This window comes from Pseudomonadota bacterium (assembly GCA_039815145.1).
Lineage (GTDB): Bacteria > Pseudomonadota > Gammaproteobacteria > Steroidobacterales > JBCBZW01 > JBCBZW01.
In genome coordinates this window covers 1-22,435 of sequence record JBCBZW010000082.1, presented here as the reverse complement: position 1 = coordinate 22,435, position 22,435 = coordinate 1, and the positions used below count along the sequence as shown (strand labels likewise).

Below are 22,435 nucleotides of genomic sequence, written 5' to 3'. Positions count from 1 at the left end.
CTCCAGGGCTGGCAGTACGCCACCCTGATCTCCCCGGTGTTCGTCGCCTTCCTGCTCATCAAGGTGAGCGGCATCCCCATGCTCGAAGAGCGCGCGGATGCCCGCTGGGGCGGGCAGGAGGACTACGAGCGCTACAAGGCCAACACGCCGGTATTGATGCTGAATCCGCCTAGCAGCTAGCCCTCTTCGCGGCAAGCGCTCAGCAGACGCGCCAGCTCGACCTCACCTAACTCGTTCATATGCTGGATGTTACGTACGGGCACGTCGTTGGTGTCGATGCCCGAGGCCACGGCCTTCTCCACGCTCGTCTCGCGCAGCAGATGAAGCATGGGATACGGCGACCGGTTGGTGTAGTTCTCGGCCGCGTTCGGCGCCGTACCGGCAAACTGGTAGTCGGGATGGAAGCTCGCCACCTGGTAGACCCCGTCGCGATCGCCTTCCACGAGTAGGGCATCGGCCAGGTCGAGAAAGTCGTTGTAGGCGAGAAAGTCCTGCAGGACGGCGGGGTGAATCAGGAGCGTGGTCTCGATCTGCGGTTGCTGGTCGAGCAACACGATCTCCGCCTGCAGCGCCTCGAGCAGGGCCTCCTCGTCGTCCGCCTCGGTGACGACCACGCGCACGCGCTCCGCGGCCAGCGGGGCGGCGGCAAAGGGGCACAGGCCCATGCCCACCACGAAGGTCTCGAGCCACCGGCGGGTGGCTGACGCCACGACTTGCTCATCCATTGCGGCAGTGTGCCACGCGGCAGCGACGGACGGTTCGCCCGTGCTAAGGTCCGCGCCGTTCTCCCCCTTTGACCGGCGCCGCCTGGGCGCTGCGGGTGTCCCCACATGTCCGATCTGTTGACCGTCATCCTGCCGGTCTTCGCGTTGATCTTCGCCGGCTACGCGGCCGCGCGCACCAAGCTCATCGGCCCCGATGGCGCCAAGGGGCTGAACGACTTCGTCCTCTACTTCTGCGTGCCGCCGCTGCTCTTCCGCACGATGCAGACCGTGAGTCTGGATGCGGGATCGACCCTGCGCGTGTGGGGCGTGTACTACTCCGCCGTCGCGGTCATCTGGGTGATCGTGGCGCTGGCCGCGCGACGGGTACCCGGCCTGGGCGCTGCCGGAGGCGCCGGCACGGCCTTCGCGGCCACCTTCGGCAACCTCGGCATGATCGGCCTGTCGATCGCCTACCTGGCCTTCGGCGACGAGGGCCTCGTGATCGCGGCTCTGATCATCGCCATCCACTCCGCCAACCACTGGTTCTTCTGCACCCTGTGGGCGGAGTTCGCCCTGCGCCGCCAGGGCGTCTCGCCCGGCGCGGTGGCGGCGAGCGTGGTGATGACCCTGCTCAAGAACCCGATCGTGTTGGCGCTCATGTTCGGCGCCGCCTGGAACGCTGGCGGCCTGACCATGCCGGCGGTGGGCGAACGCCTGATCGCCCTCGCGGGCGACGCCGCCATCCCAACGGGCCTGTTCGCCCTGGGGCTGGCGGTGGCGGCCTACCCGATGCGTGGCAACCTGACGGCCATCAGCACGCTCATCGGCCTGAAGATGCTGGTGTTTCCCCTCACGGCCTGGGCGCTCGCCGTGTTCGTCTTCGCCCTGCCGCCGCGCGAGACGGGGCTGGTGGCGCTGTTCGCTGCCCTCCCGACGGGCATGAACGCCTACTTCTTCTCCCTGAAATTCGACGCAGGCGTACCGGCGGTAACGGGCGCGATCGCCGTCGGCATCCTCCTGTCCGCCATCTCGATTCCCCTCGTCCTGCATCTGGCCGGCGTGTGATGAACGCCAGCGCAGCCGCAGGGGATGCCGCCTGGGTGGATCCGCCGCCGCGAGCCCGGCGAATTCGCAGCCACCACCCCCTGAGCACCACCGACCCCTCATGAGCGCAGCTTCCCAGCCCCTGAGACCCCCGGGCCGAATCGGCCTGATCGGCGAGAGTCGCACGGCCCTCGACCTCCTCACCATGCTCGGCCCCCTCGCCAAGGCGCAGCTCCTGCCGCGGCGAGCGCGCGAGCATCCGCGCACGGTTGTGGCGGTACCGGGCTTCGGCGCCGACGATCGCTTTCTCGCCCCCCTGCGCCACTACCTTGGCCGGCACGGCTACGACGCCACCGGCTGGGGCCTCGGTCGTAACCTCGCCGGCGTGAACATGCGCCACGAGCTAAAGGACATCTCCGCCGCCTGGCCCATCGAGCCGCGCGAGCCCTACCGTGGCGAAGGCGGCGTGCCCTACCTCTGTGAGCGCTTCATCGAGGCCCTGCGCGAGCGCCACGCAAACGACGACCGACCCTTGACCCTCATCGGTTGGAGCCTCGGCGGCTACATCGCCCGCGAGGCGGCGCGGGACCTACCGCAGCTCGTCGAGCAGGTCATTACCCTCGGCGCACCCACCATCGGCGGCCCCAAGTACACCCTGGCGGCGCCGTTCTTCTCCCGGCGCGGCATGGACCTCGACTGGATCGAGGCGGTGATCGAGCGGCGCGAGCAACACCCGATTCACCAACCGATCACGGCGATCTACAGCCGCAGCGACGGCATCGTGCGCTGGCAGGCCAGCCTCGATTCGCACAGTCCGAACGTGAGGCACGTGCAAATCCCGAGCGCTCACCTCGGGTTGATCTTCAACCCCCGGGTGTGGCGCGAGGTGCTGCGCGCCCTGGACGCCCACGCCACCGTCGAAGCGTAGAACTCCTCGAGCAAACGAACTCCGGCCACGCGACATCCCAAGGGGACGTCGTCGTGTTCCTTCAGACCGGAGTTCACCCATGCATCGCCCCCTCGCCTACCGCCTGCCCGCGGCGGCCCTCGTCCTGCTCGCCGCCACCGCCCAAGCCGACAACGGGGAGCTGGCCCACGCGCTACCCATCGGTGCAGCGCCCACCGTCGACGGCGATCTGAGCGATTGGCCCGCACACCTGCCGCGTTACCCGATCGTCTTCGACAACGCGGGCGAGCGGCGTGCAGGCGATAGCAACTTCGACGCCAGCTTTCGCGCGGCCTACGACGCGGTGACCCGGTCGCTCTACATCGCCCTGGAAGTGCACGACGACGTCCACCGCGTGGCACAGGTCGCCGAGGCGGACTGGTCCCGCCAGGACGGCGTCATCTTCTACCTCGACGAACGGCATGAGACGCGCGGCTCGGGGCCGGTCCTCTATTCCGTAACGGGCGACCATCGCCGATTGCTGAGCGATGAGCACAGCTGGGACCCAGCCGTAGGCCAAGCCAGCTGGGACCAGGTCTCACTGGCCACGGCGCGCACCAACGATGGCCGCACCCTCTACGAGTGGCGCATCGTCACCGCCGAGCCCCTGGCGCCCGGGCGTAGCCTCGGGATCGACTTCCTGCTGAGCGACGACGACACGCCGGACCAGGCCGACCCGGCGGCGCTCTACTCGTGGGGACGGGGGTTCGGCAAGAGCCAGTCCGGCGGACGCCTGGGCGATCTGCTGCTGATCGACACGCTGGCGCCCCTCGGCACGCTCGAAGGCACCGTCGAATGGCATCCGCCAGGCGCGATGAGCGAAGAGGACGCAAAGGTGGCACGCCCAACCCGGGTACGGGTGACACCCGAAGGCCACGCCCAGGCCTTGCACGCCGCGATCGACGATGGCGGTCACTACGAACTGCTGCTGCCGCGAGGCACCTACCGCCTGAGCATCGCGGATCACACCGTGGGCGATCCCTGGGGGGCGCTGGCGGTGGTTGGTGACAGCACGCCCGTGAGCGCCACCGTGGCTGCCGCCCAACGCACGATCGCCCCCGTACTGCAGGCCAGCGCCGCCGAAGCGCCGGCGATCTTCGAGGCGAAGGGCGTGCTCTTCGATTTCGACCCGGCCTTACACAGCGATAAGGTCGATACGGCGATCGATGCGCTGATGCGCTTCTACAACGTGCCCGGCGTGTCCGTGGCCCTGGTGAAGGACGGCGAGATCGCCTACCACCGCGCCCGCGGACTCGCCAATGCCTACACGGGGGAGACGCTTAGCGACACCACCCTGTTCGAAGCTGCCTCGATCACCAAGATCGTCTTCGCCTTCGCGGTCAATCGCATGGCCGAGCGCGGCGACATCGATCTCGATCGCCCACTGCACGAATACCTCCCCTTCGAGGAGATCGCCGACGACCCTCGCTACCGCAAGATCACGGCCCGCCACGTGCTCTCCCACCAGACGGGTTTCCCCAACTGGCGCTGGGCCACGGCGGACGGGCGCATGCAGATCAACTTCTACCCGGGCACGCGCTACGGCTACTCGGGCGAGGGCTTTGAGTACCTCGGTCGCGTCGCCGCCAAGCTGAGCGGCAAGCCCCTGTCACAGCTCGTCTATGACGAAGTACAGGTGCCCATGGGATTCGCCGAGCACACCTACTTCTCCGCCAACGAAGATCTTTACAAGGTCGCCTCGCGGGGCCACTTCTCGGGCTTCACGTCCGTGCAGGACTTCCCCGAGGAGATCGGCGTGGCCCACAGCATGTACACGCAAGCGGGGGAGTTCGCCAATTTCATGCTCGCCCTGATGGCGCGCAAGGGGCTATCGGCAGCCGGCTACGAACGCATGTTCGAACCCCAGGTCGGCATCCCCGAGGATCCGCAGGATGACCCCGCCTGGCCCGCCCAGTACGGCCTGGGCTTTCATCTGATGGAGTCGCCTCAGGGCCTGACCTACGGTCACGGCGGCAACAACGGTGATTTCGTCTGCATGTTCGAGGTCTACGACGAGCACGACGTGGGGTTCATCGTATTCACCAACGCCGACACGGGCGCCAAGCTGATGTCGGATCTCCGCAGGTTCCTGATCGTAGGCGATAGCAGCACCTGAGGTAGGCGCGAGGATCATTGTTCACATCCCGGGCTTCGGAACCACGCTACGGTCGGCGTCGGTTCTTAAGCTAGGGAGTGATTCGATGAACCTCATCCAACGCAGCGTCGCCGAAGCGATCGGCACCTTCTGGCTGGTGCTCGGCGGTTGCGGCGCCGCCGTATTCGCTGCCGGCGTGCCGGACGTCGGCATCGGCTACCTAGGTGTTTCGCTCGCCTTCGGCCTGACCGTGCTCACCATGGCCTACGCCATCGGGCATATCTCCGGCTGCCACCTGAACCCGGCCGTGTCCGTCGGTTTGGCGGTAGCGGGACGCTTCAAGGCGGCGGAGGTTCCTGCCTACGTCATCGCGCAGACGGCCGGCGCGATCGCTGCCGCCGCCGCCCTGCTCTGGATCGCCGGCGACATGGGCATGTACGGCGCCGACCAACCGACCCTGCAACTCGGTGCATCCAGCCTCGCAGTGAACGGATACGATAGCCTCTCGCCCCAGGGCTACGGCATGATGGCGGCCCTGATCACCGAGCTCCTCATGACCGGCTTCTTCCTCTTCATCATCCTCGGCGCCACGGACAAGCGCGGCGTGGCCATGAACGCAGGCCTCGCGATCGGCCTGGCCCTGACCCTGATCCACCTGATCTCGATCCCGGTCACCAACACGTCGGTGAACCCGGCGCGCAGCACGGGCCCGGAGCTGATCCTGGCCTTCGCAGGCCATGGCAAGGCGCTGCTACAGCTGTGGCTGTTCTGGCTCGCACCGATCGCCGGCGCCGCCATCGCCGCGATGGTCTACCGGATGCTCGAAGAGGACTGATCGCCGCCACGCGACCAGGGGTGCTGGCGTGGACGGCGCCAGCACCCGAAACGGCCGGCCTGGGCCCGTAAGCCGTTGATACAAGGGGGCGAGCAGAACACCGCCAACCAATCCGGCGGTTGCAGCATCAAAGGGAGTTGAGTCAGCCCAGGAGAGACCGTCCCCATGGCCCAGCACACCCGATTCCCCTCCGTCGCCGCCCTGGCGGCGTGTAGCTCGATCGCCCTGCTCTCCCTGAGCGCCACCGGCCTAGGCGACGTATGGGAGCAGATCGGCCCCACCCACGAGGTCAGCATGGCGGTGCCCGACGGCGCACACCTGCGCCTCGATCTGCCCGTCGGCCAGGTGGACGTGGTCGGCACCGATGGCGACGAGCTGCGCGCTCGCATGCAGATCGAGTGCAAGGCGAACAAGCGCCGCTGCGCCAAGCGCGCCGAGCGCGCCACCCTCTCTACCATCAGCAACGGCAACACGCTGACCCTGCTCGCCAGCCCCGAGGGCATGAATGCCTACAAGGGCGCGCAGGTGAGGATCACCGTGGAGGTGCCGCGCAGCGAAACGCTGGAGGTGGAGTTCGGGGCAGGCGAGCTCGATGTGCGTGACGTCGATGCCTGCGTGAGTCTGCGCATGTTCGCGGGTGAGGCAGATTTGCATCTCGCCGGCGAGCGCATCGACGACATTTCACTCAAGACCGGCATGGGCGAGTCCGCGCTCTACGTGAACAGCAACGCGGTCAACGGTAAGCGTCCCTTGCTGGTGGGGAGCAAGGTGGTGCACGCCCTGGGCAACGGCGACTGCTCCCTGGCCGCCCGCCTTCGCTTCGGCGAGCTCACCGCTCACCTGCACTGAGCTCGTGGTCATGGGATTCCCAGGGTCGCCAGGGGATCCACGGAGAAGAGCGTCTGGTGCCCCCACAGCGCCGTGAGCAGCCAGAGTGCCACTGCGCACGCGAGGCCGAGCGTCGCGGGCTGATTCCAGTGACCTCGACCGGGCGTGAGGTGCGCCCAGGTGTCGGCGCCCAGCTGGCGACGACGGCGCCGCTCCACCGCCGCAGCCCCCACGACACCAAACACCGCCGCACCGAGAAACAGGATCAGGCTGGGCCAGTCGCCATTGGCCGGGACATGAGCCACGCCCCACGCGCTGAAGCCCCAGAGCAAGGGATGGCGAATCCAGCCCAGTGGGCCTGGACGCTTTGGATCGTAGACCGTTGGTGACCGCAGGCTGACGGACAACGGATTCGGGAGCGCCGCCCCGACACCCAGCAAGCAGAACGCCAGCAGCGACCCACAGATAGCGAAGGGGTAGGCCCAACTCGGCGTACCCCACAGGAACATGCGGGGGGCATGCAACAGCGCGCGCACGACCCAGGTGAGCAGCACCACGGACACGGCGCTGTAGGCGATGAGGTAGATCGGCCCGCCCAACACGCCGACCAGCCGTGCCCGCAACGGTGGCCGTGCCAAGAGCACGTGGACGGATACGAAGACCGCCATCGCGAGCAGGACGCTCACGGGCGCGCGGCTTCAGCCGGCTGAGGCCATAGGTCGGAGCATGGCGGACGGGCCATCCGCGAGCAGATCGAGCGTCTCTTCGAGCCCGATGGGCTTACCAAACAGATACCCCTGGTAAAGCACGCAACCCAGCGAGCGCAGGCGTTCCGCCTGCTCCCGAGTCTCCACCCCCTCGGCCACGACGCCGAGGCCGAGATTGTCCGCCAGCCCGATGATCGAGCGTACGATCTCATCGTCGTCTCCACCGTGCTGCAAGTCCGAGACGAACTGACGGTCGATCTTGAGCATATCAACCCGGAAACGCTTGAGGTGGGTCAGGGAGGAGAAGCCCGTGCCAAAGTCATCGAGGGCCACGGAGAAGCCGTGCTGGCGCAGCGCGCGCACGTTGCGCTCCACATGCTCGGTGGCCTGGCTGATGAAGGCGGTCTCGGTGATCTCCAACTCGAGGCACGCCGGATCGATGCGATGATCGCGCGCCGCCGCAATGATCTCCTGGGCAAGGCCTGGCAAGCGCAGCTGCTCTGCGCTGATGTTGAGCGACAGCACGCCGGGATCGAAGCCCGCTTCTCGCATACGCGCGTACCCCTGCGCCGCCTGCTGCAAGACCAGCGAACCCAGGGGCACGATCAGACCGCTGCGTTCCGCCTCGGGAATGAAATGCGCCGGGGGCACTGGCTGCCCATCGCGGCACCAGCGCACGAGCACCTCGAAGCCTCGTATTCGACTTCCCGGCAGATCGACCTGGGGCTGGAAGACGACGAAGAACTCGTCTTCGGCGATCGCCCGCCGCAGCGACTGCTGGAGCGCGAAGCGCGCCTCGATATCCTCCTGCAGGGCGTTGCTGAAGAATACCTTGCTCGGCTCCTGCGCCTTGGCGGCGCGCGTTGCCATGCCAGCGCAGCGAAGTAGCTGGGGGGCGTCGCGCGCATCGGCGGGGTAGCGCGCCGCCCCGAAGGAGAAGGCCAGGGCCAGGGGCACGCCATCGACGTGGAAAGGCGCTTGTAGACGACGATCGATACGATCGACCGTGCGCTCTGCCTCCGAGGGGTCTACGTCGCGCAACAGTAGGCAGAACTCGTTGCCACCCACGCGCGCCACCGTGTCCACCTTGCGTGAGAGCTCGTCGAGGCGGCGGGCCACGGCGTCGAGCACGCGATCGCCCACCTGATGCCCCCGAGACTCGTTGACCGACTTGAAATCCTGGATGTCCAGAAACAGCAGCAGACCGCAGGACGCTTGCCCGCCGGGGCCCTGCGCCGCCAAAGCCTCGTCCACCGCGCGCAGGAGCGCGCGCCGATTGCACAGGCCGGTGAGATCGTCCTGCTCCGCCATCCGTCGCGCCTGGGCCTCGGCCGCCTTACGCTCGGTGATGTCGATCCGAATCGAGACGAAGCGCTCCGGCGTGCCGTGGTTGCCCGCGATGGGCACGATAGTGGTGTCGACCCAATACAGCTCGCCGTTCTTGCGGCGATTGCAGATCTCGCCGTGCCAGCATTCACCGGCGACGATCGTTCGCCAGATGTCGCGGAAGAATCCCTTGCTGTGCCAGCCGCTGTTCACGATGCGGTGGTCCTGCCCCATCAGCTCCTCGCGGGAGAAGCCGCTGATCGCACAGAAGTGATCGTTCACGAAGCGGATGGCACCGGCGCGATCAGCGATGGAGACGATCGCTTGCTCGTTGAGCGCTTGTTGAAAGGCGGACAGGGTGCCGGTGACCTCGCGCGCCTCGGTGATGTCGCGCTCGACGGCCACGAAGTACTCAATCTCGCCGCTGGCGCCGTGCACGGGCGAGATCTCCATGTCGATCCAGTACTCGTCGCCGCCCTTGGTGTAGTTGAGCAGTTCGACGCGTAGGGGCTCCCCCGCCTGCAGGGCAACGGAGATACGCTGACGCACCCGCTGATCGGTACCCGCGCCCTGGAGCAACTCACCGGGGCGCTTGCCGAGCGCCTCGACCGCCGAGTATCCGGTGCGGGCGACGAATGCGCTGTTCACCCAGACGATGTGCTGCTGCGCATCGGTAACGATGATCATGTCCCGCGCGTGCGTCGCGACCAGGGCGAGCAGATTCGGGTCATCGATCATGCCCGCCACATCAGGCATCGGTAGCAGTCATTCGTTGAATGCGCATCCTCAGACGGTGCCACAAGGCCTGCCCGGGGGCCGTGACCCGCCGCCCAGATCGCATAGCACCCGACGCCAGGGGCATAACGCGGCGCCGTCTGCGCCTACCTTTTCGATCAGGTCAAAAGGCGCCAATCGACGGACTCTTCCGAGATCTGGTCGGCACCTATCTACCCATTATATGACCTAGCCTAATTGCCGATCGTATAGCCACTTAATATTTTTCATACTCGAAAGGAGGCCGCGGTGGCGCAAACAGAGAACCGCTCGATCGCCCACGCGGAAGCACTCGCATTCGTCGTCTCCGACCGAGTAGGTAGCGACGATCTGGAGTTCCTCAACCAAATTATCGACTCGGTGGCTGACCCCATCTTCGTCAAGGACGAGCGCCTCGCCTGGATCTTTGTGAACCAGGCATTCTGTGACTTCATCGGCCATCCACGCGAAGCCCTGCTGGGCCGAACGGACGCAGACCTGTTCCCGGCTGCGGAAGCGGCCGTGTTCAACCGCATCGACCGACAGGTGTTGGACAGCGGCACAGCCAACGTCAACGAGGAACTGCTGACCAACGCGGCCAGCGGCGAGCAACGAACCATCCGCACCACCAAGACCATGTTCTTCCGACCGAACGGGGCCCGGATACTGGTGGGAATCTTCACCGACCTCACGGTGCTGCGCGACGCCCAGCACCAGCTCGAACAAGCCAACGAGTTGCTCCGTCATCAAGCCCTTCATGACCCGCTGACGGCGCTACCCAACCGGCGGGCACTGGAACGGGCGCTCGATCGCACCCTGGCGCTCGCAGAACGCCACGGGGAGGCCTTCGCCCTCCTATTCCTGGACTTGAACGGCTTCAAGCAAGTGAACGACACCCACGGGCATGACGCGGGCGACGAGCTCATTCAGCACACCGCCACCCGGATCACCGCCCAAGCGCGCAGCGCGGACTTCGTGGCGCGGCTCGGTGGTGATGAGTTCGTGATGCTCGCGCGCATGACCGACACGGTGGATGCGGGGATACTGGCCCGGCGCCTGGGCGAAGCGCTGTCTCGCCCGGTGCCCCTGGCCATCGGAGAGGTCAGCGTGAGCACCAGCATCGGCGTCGCCCGCTACCCAGAGGACGGGCGCACCCGCGATGTCCTGCTGCGCCGCGCCGACAAGGCGATGTACCACGCGAAACGCGTGCTCAGGCAGAGCTTAGCGTTTGCGCACGAAGTCGCCGAAGACGCATAAAGATGCACGCGCAACGGTATTGCGCGTAATAAATAGACTCATTCCAAGAGCGAGCTACCCCCCGCGGTCCACCACCGCTTCTCGACCGCGTTGAAGCGGCAGGAACCACTCGACACAAGCCTCGACGCGCAACTGCCTCGACGGCCACCGGCGATGGCGTGATGCACGGACCCACCAACGGCGACCTGTCGAGGGACAGGTGCATCAAGGCTGGGAACGGCGTGAACACCCTGTGGCGAAAAACTCACCTATGAGTCTGTGTGATTGAGTGTTGAGTCCGTATTAACCGCAACTTACGTGCATTGTCGCGAATGATCAGTTATGTTTTTTTCGCTATTTGGGGAAGTTCGCGATGATCGGGGGGCCTGTCTTCACGCCATGCTCCCTTCCGGACGCTCCGGGGCGTAGCCGCGAAGCAACGGACTAGCGATCTTTGAGGGCGTTAACGGCATGCTCGCAACACTATTCGAGGGCCGTTGCGAATGAGAAATGAGGGGAACTATTGATGATCTCTAATTGGAAGACGAGGGGCCTGACGGCAGGCGTCGCGCTAGCCCTCGCTGCTGCGTATCCCGCAGTGGCGCAGGACGATGAAGCGACGTTCAGCATCTCAGGGTGGATCAACGAAGGCGCGGCCTTCTACGACGATGGGCAGAGCAGCGATATCGTGCAGGTGTCGGACAACGGTACGACACTCGGTAGCCGCATCACCTTTGCCGGCTCAGCACCGCTGCCCAACTCGGGCATGAAGGCGGGCTTCGAGGTGATCCTCGAGCCGCAATCGATCTTCACGCCGCTCATCTTCAGTAACCAGACCAACTTCGATAACGGTAACGGCGGTGACATCCGCCTGCTCGGTAGCAGCGCGTACGTCGAAGGCGCGGCCGGTAAGCTGACCTTCGGCTTGCAGTCCATGCCGACGGATAACATCGCCGTGCTGGCAGACCCCTCGCTCACGCTGTGGTCTTCCATCTCGCCGCTGTTCCGCTTCAACGGCTTCAACATTCGGGGCACCGGCGATGGCAACGCCGTCTGGGGTGACTTCGCCGAGTGTTTGACCGGTAACGAGCTGCAGGGCGCCGGCGGTATCGGTATCGACTGTAACGGTATCTACCGCAACGGTATCCGCTACGATCTGCCGACCATCGCTGAAGGCCTCAACATCGCCATCGGCTACGCCAACGACGACATCTACGACGTCGCCCTGAAGTACAACCACGACTTCGGCGGCGCCACGGGTGTGTTCCACATCGGTTACGCCGAGAACAACGGCGGTACGGCCTTCTACGAGTCTGCCAACAACCTGCAGGTGCAGGCTGGCTTGATGCACAAGGACTCGGGCATCTTCGGCACCATCGCCTTCCAGTCTGAAGAAGCGGAAGGCCTGAGCGCCAACGCCCAGGCCATCGGCTACGGCGACGACACCACCGCCTGGTGGTTCAAGGGCGGCGTGAAGCGCAGCTTCTTCTCCTGGGGTGACACGGCACTCACCGGCTGGTACGGCACCTACAACGATCAGTTCGGCGATATCAACGCCACACTGACCACCGGTATGGTCACCGACTCGGAGATGCAGCGTATCGGCCTCTCCATCGATCAGTACTTTGGCAGCAAGCTGATCATGTACCTGGTGTGGGAAGCGCTGGACATCGAAGTTGACGGCACCACCACGCAGGTGGAAGCAGCCTTCAACAACGCTGATCAGCTGAACTCGGTCGTGCTTGGCATGACCTTCTTCTTCTGAGGTAACCACCCTTACCTCGACGGGAGATGGCACGGACGTCGGTCTCGACGTCCGTGCCTTTATCGGCCCACCGGCCACCTCCATCGCCCTACCCCAGCGCCCGCTTCCCGTCGTACACTGCCACCATTGATTTCTGACGCAGGCGTACCATGCTGAGTCTTCCTTCGCCGTGCGGCTCCAAGCCGCGCCCGTTCCGTCTCCTTGCACCGCAAATCATTGCTCTAGCAACGTTTTTTGCCCTGACCTTCGGGCCCGCCAGCCACGCGCGCGACCCTGATGTGTTCTACAAGGACGGCGCCTATTCCACCTTTACGTTGGCCGATCAGGACACCGATCGCTACGGGCTCAACGAGCATCCTGTGGAGCTCTCGCCGGACGATCTCAAGCCCATCCTGCAAGCCATCACCGTGCGCGCCGACGGCCTGTTTTCGAACAACGAGCTGGAGACCCTGTTCTCCCCCCAGCAGGCCACCCTGCTCGCGGGGCAGATCGCCAAGGGCCTGCAGCTGGCAGGGCCCGACCAGGACGTCACCTTCGTGATGCAGCGGCGCTCGCGGCGCCTGGTGTTGCTGAGCGGCCTGGCCCTGACATCGGGACGAATTTTCTTCGCGGACGGCAAGCTGAACATCATCATCGGCGAGCTCGATCGCCAGCGTAACCGCGAGTTCGAACGGCTGTTCGACACCACCGGCGCGGTGCAGCCCTACGCCCTGAGCTCCGGCACGCGCAAGCGCAACTCCGGTGCGCTGAAGGGCCAGTTGCTCGCCTACGAGGGGCTGAGCAATCAGGTCACCTCGAAGGGCAAAGTGCGTACGGACTGGATCCTGATCGACGTGCCGCTGGCCCTCGACAGCCTCGAGGCCCAACCCTCCCTCGCCACCGCAGGCAGCAACGGCGCCAGCGGTGCACCGGCCGCGGTGCCAGCGCCCGCCCCCAGTGCGGGGATGACCAGCGAAGAGGCCGCGGCGCTGCAGGCGGAGCAGGAGGCCATGCGCGCGGAGATGTCGCGCATGCGGGAGCAGTTGGAGGCCGCCCCGAGCGGCAGCAGCACACCCGCGGCCGTACCCGCCGCGGCCACGGCCGCCCCGAGCGCTCCCCTTCGCGTCCCCGGCACCAACATCGAAGAGCGCCTGCGCCTGCTGATCGACCTGTACCAACAGGGCCTGATCACCGAGGCGGAGTACAACGACAAGCGACGTCAGATCCTCTCGGAGCTGTAGTGTCCTGTCACGCTAGTGACAGAACACTAGCCGTGTTGGGCGCCGCCGCCGCGGCGCTGCTCGCTGCCGCTCCCGCAGCGGCCCTCGGGGCGTGCGAGGTGGAGCTGCTGGTGCTCGGCACCTCCCAGGACGGTGGCACTCCCCAGTTCGGGCGCTGGCAAGACCCGGCTTGGGAGCAACCTTCGGCAGCGCGCTTGTCCCTGGGCTTGGTGGATCACCGCCGCGGGGCCCGCTGGTTGTTCGAGGCCACCCCGGACGTACGCCGCCAGGGCTACGACCTCGCGCGCCTGGCGGGGCCGCAAGCATCGGACGCACCGATACTCGATGGCGTGTTCCTCACCCACGCGCACATCGGCCACTACACGGGGCTGATGTTCCTCGGCCACGAGTCGTTGGGCGCGCGGGGTGTGCCCGTGCACACGCTGCCGCGCTTCGCCGACTTCCTGCGCGACCATGGGCCTTGGAGCCAACTCGTCGCCTACGAGAACATCCGCCTCGAGCCCATGACCGCGGGCGGCATCCAAGCGCTCGGCCCCCGCCTCAACGTCACCGCCTTCGCCGTGCCCCATCGTCAGGAGTACGCCGAGGTGGCGGGCTTCCGTATCGAAGGCCCGGAGGCGGCGGCTCTGTTCATCCCGGACATCGATTCGTGGGAGCAGTGGGATGCGTGGGGCGTACGCATCGAGGACGTCCTGGCCGAGGTGGACATCGCCTTCCTCGACGCCACCTTCTTCGCCAACGGCGAGATCCCCGGCCGTGACATGAGCGGCTTCCCCCATCCCTTCGTCAGCCACTCGATGGCGCGCTTCGCTCCCCTGCCCAAGCGGGAGCGGGCAAAGGTGCACTTCATCCACTTCAACCACACCAACCCCCTGCGCGACCCGACCAGCCCGCCAGCAGAGCAGGTGCGCGCCGCGGGATTTCATGTCGCGGAGCAAGGCGATCGGCACTGCCTGGGCAGGCCGCACCGTTAGGGGACTCGTCGAGGCGAGGCGCTACTCCTCGCGATGCGCAGGCGTCGTGCGCCTGTCGAAGCCGATGGCATCGAAGTGGGCCGCCAGCGCGAGGGGTAGGAACTGATCGAAGGACTGACCGGCCGCGCCGAGCACACGCAAGCCTCGGCGCTCGCGCAAGGGATGTTCCTCGGACACATCTGCCAGGGCCAGCACGAAGCGCTCGAGACCCGTGTTGGCGAGCAGGTGCTCATGCGTGCCCGGATAAGGGGCCTGAGCCGCCAGGGGCGTGGCGGTACCAGCAGCGGCGTAGGTGCCTTCGGCGAAGGTCCACGCGATCGCAGCGTAGTCTGCCCCCAGGGCCTCGGCCAGCGCGCCGCCGATCTGTCCCGCTTGCCGCGACACCTGCGTGTTGTCCGCCCACAGCAAGAGCTGACCCGATTGCCCTCGCGCCAGCCTCAGCACCTCGTCAGCCATGTAGAACCCGCGCGACTCGCCGCTGAGGTCTGGCCGCTCCATCTGCAGGCCACGTCGTGCCAAGCGCAGGTAGCGCGCAAGCTCGGGGTCAGCGGCGGCCCGCGGCGCTAACGCCTCGAGCGCGGTCAGGGCGCGGGCCGCCTCGCCCCGTTGCCAAGGGGCCAACACCTCATCGATGCGGATGCCCGCCCGCTCCAGCGCGCGAAGGGCCCAGCGAGGTTGCTGAACGTCGAAGCCTACGAGGCGGATCGGCTGCGCGCGCTCGCCGTTGGTGGCGCGCAGCCAGTCGATGAGGGCGAGCCGGTGCGCGAACCGCCAGGGGGTCGATGCCAGGGCGTCCATCATGGACGACCGATCGTCGTCAACGCCGCGCGTGTAACGATCGACGTGCTCGGCCGCCACCGCCGGCACCTCCAGGGAGATCGTCTGCAGGCGCCCTGTGCTGGCGAGATGGCGCACGAGCGCGAACTTCGAAGCGAAGGCGCTGGAGGCACCAGGCCCGTTGTCGCCCAAGGCCACCACCCGACGACCCAACACATCCGTCAGGTTGGGCGTTCGCTGGGGCTCGCCGGGACTGGCCGCCACGCGACGCAGAGCCGCGAGATCCGCCCAGCGTACAGGCGCGAGTGTCGGCACCACTTCCGGGCGCCCATCCAACAGGATGTGCAGGCGGCGCAGTTCCGCGTGACCGCGCACGGAGAACCCCACCAGGGCTTCGGGGGCCAGGCAGGGGATGCCGTCTAGCTCGTGACGCACCTCCACCCAGCGACGGGTGAGGGTGGTCGGGGCGCCGGCATCGGCCTCACCGGCCACGCTGATCACGCCGCCAACCTGCCCCGAATCTTCCGTCCGCGCCTCGGCGGCGATCCGCAAACGTCGGTGGCAGGCACCGCCCGTCTCGCTGCGGGTGTAGATCAGGGCCGGTGACGTGCCGCGGTTGCGCAGCACCCAGCGAGGCAGGCCGCTCGCCGGGTCCGTTTGCACGTACTGCTCCAGAGTGGCGGCATCGCCTTGCACGTACCAACCGAAGGGCTCGCCGCTGGGCGTCAGGTCCTGCAGGGAGAGAGATACGGCCGGCCTTGCTGGGCCGCTTGCGTCCACGGCCTGCGCGCACGACAGCAGCAACAGCGACATCGCGGTGCTCGCTCGCCGAGCTGCAAGCACCCTGCGACGGTAGCCTCGGCACTCGGGCAACGCCCCAGCCTCCCTCGGAGTTTGCGTCCCATCGGACTGCTCCCCTGCCTACTCGGCGACGCGAAACACATCATCGTCGAGCTCAGGGCCCACCCCGGTATTATCGCGAATGACTTCAGCCAGCGTTCGCCCGCGCACGCGAGCAAGCTCGTCGCGGGTCAGATGACGCTCGTACCAAAAGCGATCGCCGTCGCGCAGGGCCTCGAATTGTCGCACGAGGATCGTGTGCATCACCTCGCCGAGCTGAGAACCCTCCACCTTGTCTTCGGCCAGCGCCCCCACCCAGAGGTCGATGTCGTCGACGTCACCGTAGGCTTGGAGGATCTCGTTCGCCACCGTGAGGTCATCGGTGATCTCACCGATGCTCACCAGGGGCACAAGACCCAGGGCTTCGCGCATGGCGTTGTAGGAGGGCACCCCGTGGTCACGCCCTCGTTGGATGTTGAGCGATACCAGATCGAGGCCACCGTCGCCGGGCGCGCCGAATAGAAAGTTGCGCACGCTGCTCACCACCTTGGTGTCGATCCGTTGATGGGCCTGCGCTGCCAAGCCCCGCAGGAGGGCGGACAGATCATCGTCGTCCGTGATCAGGGCCGGCGCCGTGAAGAATGCGCTCGCGAGCGCCACCGGGCCGTCAGCGTAGACCTCACCTTCCGCGTCCAGCCGTAGCAACTGCTCGTTCAGCATCGAATGGCCGAGGCGAAAGGCCGCCACACTGAACTCGTTGAAGATGGTGGGATCGATGCTGTCGTCGTAGCCCTCGTAGGCGGCCAGCGAATCATCACCTAGCAAGGCAGGCAGCCATTCCTCGTAGGTGATGTGCTGTAGCTGAGCGATGACCATGCGGCGCGCCTGCTGGAAGACGGCCTCGGGGTCGCGCTCGGGGCGGTCCTCGAGGAGGACAGCAGCGATGCGATTGTGCTCGCGCACGAACAACGTGTGCATGGCGGCCAGCCCCACCTGCTCATTCGCCCGCACATCGCCGGCGAGGAACAAGGTGGTCGCGTCGGTGACGAAGCCGTTGGCGTTGGAGAGTTCGCCCTCGTTGAAGGGCAGGAGATCGCCCTCGCTCGTCGCCAGGTAGGGGCTGTCATCCCCCTCGCGCAAGGCGGCCGCGCGCGAATCGCTGGAGCCGTACACCATGGAACCGTCGATCCAGCTGGTGATCTCGTTCTCCTGCTCACGCGGATCGGCAATGCTCGAGCCCGTGTCCGGATCGAAGAGCGCGCGCGAGAAGGCGATGACCACGTCGCCGGAGCCGTCGGGGTCGAAGTAGGGGTCGCCGAGGGGCACGGGGATGTCCGCCGCCTCTTCCGCACCGTCCGTGAGATCGAGATCGTGGTCGATGAACTGTCCCCACTGCCACAGGAAATCGCTGGTACCCGCCTCGTTGGGGATGGACTCGCCCTCCTCCTGATCGTGCACGAGATTGGAGATGACCCGCGGTGAGGGGCGGGCCGCGCCGGCGAGGGTGCTGATGCCGTCGCCGTAGGCCGCCGGTGCCAGGCGCTGGAGGTGGACGAACGCGGCGCCCCAGGTCGGCTCGTCGAGATTGTTCTCGGTGCCGTCGTAGGTGCGCACCTCTCGGTCCTCGCTGGACCGGGGGCCGCCGTCGCGCCCGCCACGCGCCTCGTCACGACGGGCATCGCCGTCGTCCGGGATGCCTTGGGGGGAAGGACCCGCGGGGCCGTTCGCCACGTTCAGCACGGTGATCACCACCTCGTCGGACTGGACCACGTTCACCCCATCGTCGGCCGTGAATCGCAGCACGATGAGTGCGTCATCACGAATGCGAGGCGCGACGAAGGTGGGCGACTCCACATCGTCAGCGCTGAAAGTGATCGTGGGCCCACCCAACTGCTCCCACTTGAACGTCGGGGTGTCATCGACGTCGCTGACGATCGCGGAGAGCGTCACCTCATCACCCTCCTGTACCGCATCGGGCACGGACAGGGTGACGACAGGCACGGCGTTGAGGGTGGCCTCATCCTCCGCGATCGCGGTGGTGACATCGGCGTCGTTACAGGCCGTGAGCGCGCCCAGGGAGAGCAACACGGCAACAGACGCTGGCCAGGAACAGGGTGGAGATGAGCGGGTCGGGGTCGGCACGGTAGCCTCCTCGGCGTTGATGCAGTCGATAGCACCAACAATAGGCAGGGCTCGCGCGGCTACCCTAGGCTCAAGTTGTCGCAAATCGTCGCGGCGGGTCGAGCGCCTAACGCGGCAACCACATCGACGCGACCAACCCACCCTCGGTCGCGTTGCGCAACAGCAGCTCACCGCCGTGGTTCTCGATCACCGAGCGCGCGATCGCAAGACCCAAGCCCGTGCCGCCGGTCGAGCGACTGCGCGAATGCTCCAGGCGAACGAAGGGCGCCATCACCCGCTCGACGTCTTCCGCGGGGATGCCCGGGCCATCGTCGCGCACATCGATACTGACCCCGTGGCCGTCGATCGTGAGGCTCACCTGTGCGCGCTCACCGTAGCTGATGGCGTTGTCGATCAGATTGCGCAGGGCGCGACGCAGGGCGGCCCGCCGGCAGGGCACGATCGTGCTCGGGAGTTCCTCGGCCACCACGGGTTGCCCGACATCCATGTAGTCGTCCACCACGGACTGCACCAGCGCGCCCAAATCCACCTCCGCGAGGGCCTCGTTGCCCGTCGCATCGCGGGCCCAGGTGAGGATCTCGTCCGTCATCTGCTGGATCTCGTCGAGGGACTTCTCGATGCTGTCGCGCTCAGACCCGGGGGCGAGGTTCTCGAGCTTCAAACGCAGGGCGGTGAGGGGCGTGCGCAGATCGTGGCCGACGGCACGCAGCATCATGCGCTGCGTCTCCAGCACGCGCGTCAGGCGCTCGTTCATGCGGTTGAAGGCCGAGGCCGCCTGACGCACCTCCACGGGGCCGTCGGGGGCGATGGGCGTGGCGTTGGTGCCACGGCCCAGGGCCTCGGCGGAGCGGGTCAGGGCGCCCAACGGCGCGGAGATCCGCGACGCGAACCAGGCCGCCACGCCTGCCGCACCGAACAAGGTGATCAGCGTGGCCAGCAGGGTGCGCGGATCGAAGGTTCTGGGCACGCGATACTCCACGGCACCGTTCAACCACACGTCGGGCGCGAGCTGGGCTGAGAGCAGGAGCTGCTCCATTTCACGCTCGCCCTCCTCCTCCACTTGCACCGACGCTGGCGGTCCGTCGTCGCCACCGAAGGGGGGTGGGGGGCCACCGCGTGGCGGGCGCCTCGGACCTCGCCCCTCACCTCCTGGCCTATCCCGTGATGGGGGTCTTCCGCGCAGCGGTGGCAAGCGACTGGCCTCGACCGGCGCGCGCACCACGGTCACCGCCAGGGGCTCCCAGCCGGCTCGCACCAGGGCTCGCGAGAGCGCCCGTTCCGAGCGCGGCAGACGGGTCCCATTCTCCACCCGCTCCGCGCGGTTGCGGCCGCCGGCGGAGACGTGCGTGTCGCCACGCCCACCGGCGCGCACCACCTGGGGCAGGTCGAGATCCTCCAGCACCAGGGAGGCCGCCTGCTCGCCCATGTCCGTGATCGCGTTTTCCAGCCTCGACTCGCGGCCGACCGCGCGCCGTTCCCACATGAGGGTCACCAACCCCATGCCCTCGACGAGCAGAATGAGCGTCGCGAAGCCGAGGAATAGCTGCCCCGCCAGTGACCGCGGGCATCCACGGCGTATCGGCTTGCTAACAGTTTTAATCGCCATCGATATCGCGCACGAGGCGGTAGCCCCCGCCCCACACGGTCTTGATGATGCGCGGGTGGCGCGGGTCCAGTTCGATCTTCCGCCTCAGGCGACTGATGATGTTGTCGATCGTACGCTCGTAGGGCAGCGAGGCACGGCCCCGCGAGTGCGCCATCAGTGCATCCCGCGACAGGGTCTCGCCGGGGTGCTCCAGAAACACGCTGAGCAACGCCAGCTCGCCGGCGCTCAGGGGCACGATCACACCGTTGTCGTTGTGCAGCTCCGCTTGCTCCGCGTCCAGGGTCCAACCGGCGAAGCGGGCACCCGTCGCCTTGGCAGGCGCGGGACCCTGCGCATCGTTGACCCGGCGCAAAATGGCCCGAATGCGGGCAGTGAGCTCACGCGCGTTGAAGGGCTTGGTGACGTAGTCGTCTGCACCGATCTCGAGGCCCACGATGCGGTCCGTGTCGTCCGCCATGGCCGTGAGCAGGATCACGGGGGTGCGCGAATGCTCGCGCAGGGAGCGGCACAGGCTGAGGCCGTCCTCGCCGGGCATCATGATGTCGAGCACCACCAGGTGGGCGGTGTGCGCATCGAGCCACTCGCGCGCCAGCGCCGCACTGGCCACCGCGTGCGCCGCGAAGCCCTGGCGCTCCAGGTACTTCGCCAGCTGCTCGCGGATGTCCTGCTCGTCGTCGACTATCAGGATGATTGACTGCTCGTCCTTCACGCTTATCCCGGCGCTGAACCCAAGGCGCCCATTTTCCAATGGGCGCTGATGAGTTGCCAGGGTGAAGGCGCTGGAATCGGGCAGTTGCGACATCTTGCGACAATCGGATCATTGAGCAGGCATCAGGGCTGCCCTTAGCGTTTGGGCATGTTTTCGCTACGGAGTCACGCCAATGAGGGTTCAACGTCGCTATCGCCCGGTGCTCGCCGGGATCCTCTGCCTCGCCGTCGCATCGCCTGGCCAGGCAAACCTGGCGGGGGATGAACGCGTGCGCGTCATGGTGATGGACGAATCGGTGATGGTCACCACCCTCATCACCGCTGACGCCTTGCTCACCTTCGATCGCGACGGCGACGGTCAACTCTCTCGCCTCGAGTTCGATGCGCAACACGACGCGATTCTCCACTGGGCAGAAGCACGCTTCGTCCTCGAAACGGACGATGGACAGGCGTTGGCTGCGTTCTCGCGGCGTTTGCCATCGTTGGAGTACGTGAGTGCGACCGGGGGCGCCGCGATCGAGTCGGTTCGCGTGCTCCTGCGCTACCGCCTACCCGCCCCTCTTCAGGCCGGTCGACTGGATGTGGACCTGCTCGGGTCAGCGGGTGAACGGCGCGACTTCGTGGTGTGGATGGCTCAACCGCCTCGCTACGGGTCTATCGAAGAGAGCGGCGGGGTGATCGACTTGCGGACAGAGGACGCCCTGTATCGCTGACGCGATAGCTATCTTTTTCGTCAGCTCGCCGACTCGATGAACTCGAACGCAGAGAGGCGATGCCAAGCGGCGCGCGACCACATGGAGATCGAGTTCGGCATCGTGTTCGACTGCGGCGACTTCAGCTGCGACGGGGCTTTGCTCTTCGCCGGCACCTACCTGGACCCGCGCGCCAACTACCGCGCGTACATCGTGTCGGGTGATACCCCGCGACGGCGGCGACGAGGGCGTGAGCGTCGACGCACTCAATGACGGACGGATCCAGTTCAGTACGCGAAACCTATTGACCTTCCCCCTCCCCGAGGGCTTCGCCGACTAGGCGCTGGGCCCGCCGCAGCAGCGAGGCCTGATATGAAGGGTCTCGCTGCCGCTGCGATGCGGCGATCCTCGGGAGCGATGGGGCGCGCCTGAGGCCCAATACAGCGATCGTCCGGTCGATGGCGCATACTGTGCGCAAATCAGTCGCACGCCGTATTGGGATTCATGAGCCGCAACGACAAATCGCCTGATCACCCCCCCGGCGCAGAGCAGCCGCCGCCCAAGTCTCGCCTGGCGCGAGTGCGCTCAGGCGTGTCACGCCTGACCCGCCCCAAACAGAAATTCACGATGCCGACCGGGCGTTCCGGCCTGAGAGTCGTCCTAGCCACCGACGCCTGGAAACCTCAACTCAACGGCGTGGTGCGCACGCTGGACGTGCTCGGTCAGGAACTGGAGAGTTTCGGCAACGAGGTGCTCTACATCACGCCGAACCTGTTCCGCTCCATCCCGCTGCCCTCTTACCCAGAGATTCGCTTGTCCATCTTCCCCAATCGCAAGGTGGGGAAGATGATCAATGACTTCAAACCCGACGCGATCCACATCGCCACGGAGGGCCCGATCGGCCGGGCCACCCGGCGCTTCTGCAAGCGCCGCCGCTACCCCTACACCACGAGCTTCCACACCCGCTTCGCCGAGTACGCGGCGGAACGCTGGGCGATTCCCGTATCCTGGGGCTACGCCATGCTGCGCGACTTCCACGGCGATGGCGCGACGATGATGGTGGCGACGCCGGGCCTGATCGACGAACTCACCGAACGCGGCTTCTCCAACATGAAGCTCTGGTGTCGAGGCGTCGACCTGCAGGCCTTCACGCCCGCCGAGGCCACGCTCTTCGCTGACCTCCCGCGGCCCATCTGGCTCTACGTCGGGCGCCTGGCGGTGGAGAAGAGCATCGAGG

Annotated in this window: 20 protein-coding genes; 13 read left to right on the top strand and 7 right to left on the bottom strand. The window is 66.6% G+C overall.

Annotated elements, in window-relative coordinates; all coding sequences use genetic code 11:
- The coding region (locus tag AAF184_17500) for a DUF1295 domain-containing protein (GenBank protein ID MEO0424138.1) at positions 1–180 on the top strand (180 nt) is incomplete at its 5' end.
- Here AAF184_17500 and AAF184_17495 read toward each other — a convergent pair.
- Positions 177–725: a DUF1415 domain-containing protein gene (locus AAF184_17495; protein MEO0424137.1), complete on the bottom strand. Its 549-nt coding sequence runs from the start codon at positions 723–725 to the stop codon at positions 177–179. The two genes, AAF184_17500 and AAF184_17495, sit on opposite strands and share 4 nt — an antisense overlap.
- A 105-nt stretch (positions 726–830) precedes the next feature.
- Here AAF184_17495 and AAF184_17490 point away from each other — a divergent pair, with 105 nt between their 5' ends.
- The 5 genes from AAF184_17490 to AAF184_17470 all read left to right on the top strand — a co-directional run bounded on the left by AAF184_17490 (position 831) and on the right by AAF184_17470 (position 6,473).
- On the top strand, positions 831–1,769 hold the full coding sequence (locus AAF184_17490) for an AEC family transporter (protein ID MEO0424136.1): 939 nt from the start codon (positions 831–833) through the stop codon (positions 1,767–1,769).
- A gap of 100 nt (positions 1,770–1,869) precedes the next feature.
- Positions 1,870–2,676, top strand: coding sequence for an alpha/beta fold hydrolase (locus AAF184_17485; GenBank protein MEO0424135.1), 807 nt, complete (start codon positions 1,870–1,872; stop codon positions 2,674–2,676).
- Between the two features lie 79 nt (positions 2,677–2,755).
- Entirely contained in the window at positions 2,756–4,810 is a 2,055-nt protein-coding gene (locus AAF184_17480; protein MEO0424134.1) for a serine hydrolase, read from the top strand.
- Between the two features lie 85 nt (positions 4,811–4,895).
- A complete protein-coding gene (gene aqpZ / locus AAF184_17475) occupies positions 4,896–5,624 on the top strand; it encodes an aquaporin Z (protein MEO0424133.1) in 729 nt (242 codons plus the stop codon).
- A gap of 165 nt (positions 5,625–5,789) precedes the next feature.
- Complete coding sequence (locus tag AAF184_17470; GenBank protein MEO0424132.1) at positions 5,790–6,473, top strand: hypothetical protein; 684 nt, start codon at positions 5,790–5,792, stop codon at positions 6,471–6,473.
- An 8-nt stretch (positions 6,474–6,481) separates the two neighbouring features.
- Here AAF184_17470 and AAF184_17465 read toward each other — a convergent pair whose 3' ends face one another.
- Complete coding sequence (locus AAF184_17465) at positions 6,482–7,138, bottom strand: NnrU family protein (GenBank protein MEO0424131.1); 657 nt, start codon at positions 7,136–7,138, stop codon at positions 6,482–6,484.
- 12 nt (positions 7,139–7,150) lie between these two features.
- Positions 7,151–9,241 carry an EAL domain-containing protein gene (locus AAF184_17460; GenBank protein MEO0424130.1) on the bottom strand — a complete coding sequence of 697 codons (2,091 nt, stop codon included), beginning with the start codon at positions 9,239–9,241 and terminating at the stop codon, positions 7,151–7,153.
- Positions 9,242–9,508: 267 nt separating this feature from the next.
- On the opposite strand from AAF184_17460, the gene AAF184_17455 reads away from it, so the two are divergent.
- The 4 genes from AAF184_17455 to AAF184_17440 all read left to right on the top strand — a co-directional run bounded on the left by AAF184_17455 (position 9,509) and on the right by AAF184_17440 (position 14,433).
- Entirely contained in the window at positions 9,509–10,495 is a 987-nt protein-coding gene (locus tag AAF184_17455) for a diguanylate cyclase (protein ID MEO0424129.1), read from the top strand.
- Between the two features lie 505 nt (positions 10,496–11,000).
- A complete protein-coding gene (locus tag AAF184_17450) occupies positions 11,001–12,239 on the top strand; it encodes a porin (GenBank protein ID MEO0424128.1) in 1,239 nt (412 codons plus the stop codon).
- A 149-nt stretch (positions 12,240–12,388) separates the two neighbouring features.
- The gene (locus AAF184_17445) at positions 12,389–13,459 is read left to right on the top strand and encodes an SHOCT domain-containing protein (GenBank protein ID MEO0424127.1); all 1,071 of its coding nucleotides are present in this window, start codon (positions 12,389–12,391) and stop codon (positions 13,457–13,459) included.
- Positions 13,459–14,433 (top strand): MBL fold metallo-hydrolase, encoded by a 975-nt coding sequence (locus AAF184_17440; protein ID MEO0424126.1) that lies wholly within the window; start codon positions 13,459–13,461, stop codon positions 14,431–14,433. Before AAF184_17445 ends, AAF184_17440 begins: the two co-directional genes overlap by 1 nt.
- 21 nt (positions 14,434–14,454) lie before the next feature.
- Here AAF184_17440 and AAF184_17435 read toward each other — a convergent pair whose 3' ends face one another.
- From AAF184_17435 to AAF184_17420, 4 genes are all read right to left on the bottom strand, one after another.
- The gene (locus AAF184_17435; protein ID MEO0424125.1) at positions 14,455–16,023 is read right to left on the bottom strand and encodes an erythromycin esterase family protein; all 1,569 of its coding nucleotides are present in this window, start codon (positions 16,021–16,023) and stop codon (positions 14,455–14,457) included.
- A 108-nt stretch (positions 16,024–16,131) separates the two neighbouring features.
- On the bottom strand, positions 16,132–18,192 hold the full coding sequence (locus tag AAF184_17430; GenBank protein MEO0424124.1) for a peroxidase family protein: 2,061 nt from the start codon (positions 18,190–18,192) through the stop codon (positions 16,132–16,134).
- A gap of 106 nt (positions 18,193–18,298) precedes the next feature.
- Positions 18,299–19,798 carry an ATP-binding protein gene (locus AAF184_17425; GenBank protein MEO0424123.1) on the bottom strand — a complete coding sequence of 500 codons (1,500 nt, stop codon included), beginning with the start codon at positions 19,796–19,798 and terminating at the stop codon, positions 18,299–18,301.
- The gene (locus tag AAF184_17420) at positions 19,788–20,507 is read right to left on the bottom strand and encodes a response regulator (GenBank protein MEO0424122.1); all 720 of its coding nucleotides are present in this window, start codon (positions 20,505–20,507) and stop codon (positions 19,788–19,790) included. The genes AAF184_17425 and AAF184_17420 overlap by 11 nt, the downstream gene beginning before the upstream one ends.
- Before the next feature lie 172 nt (positions 20,508–20,679).
- On the opposite strand from AAF184_17420, the gene AAF184_17415 reads away from it, so the two are divergent.
- From AAF184_17415 to AAF184_17405, 3 genes are all read left to right on the top strand, one after another.
- Positions 20,680–21,219: a hypothetical protein gene (locus AAF184_17415; protein MEO0424121.1), complete on the top strand. Its 540-nt coding sequence runs from the start codon at positions 20,680–20,682 to the stop codon at positions 21,217–21,219.
- 81 nt (positions 21,220–21,300) lie between these two features.
- A complete protein-coding gene (locus AAF184_17410) occupies positions 21,301–21,471 on the top strand; it encodes a hypothetical protein (protein ID MEO0424120.1) in 171 nt (56 codons plus the stop codon).
- 354 nt (positions 21,472–21,825) lie between these two features.
- The coding region (locus AAF184_17405) for a glycosyltransferase (protein ID MEO0424119.1) at positions 21,826–22,435 on the top strand (610 nt) is incomplete at its 3' end.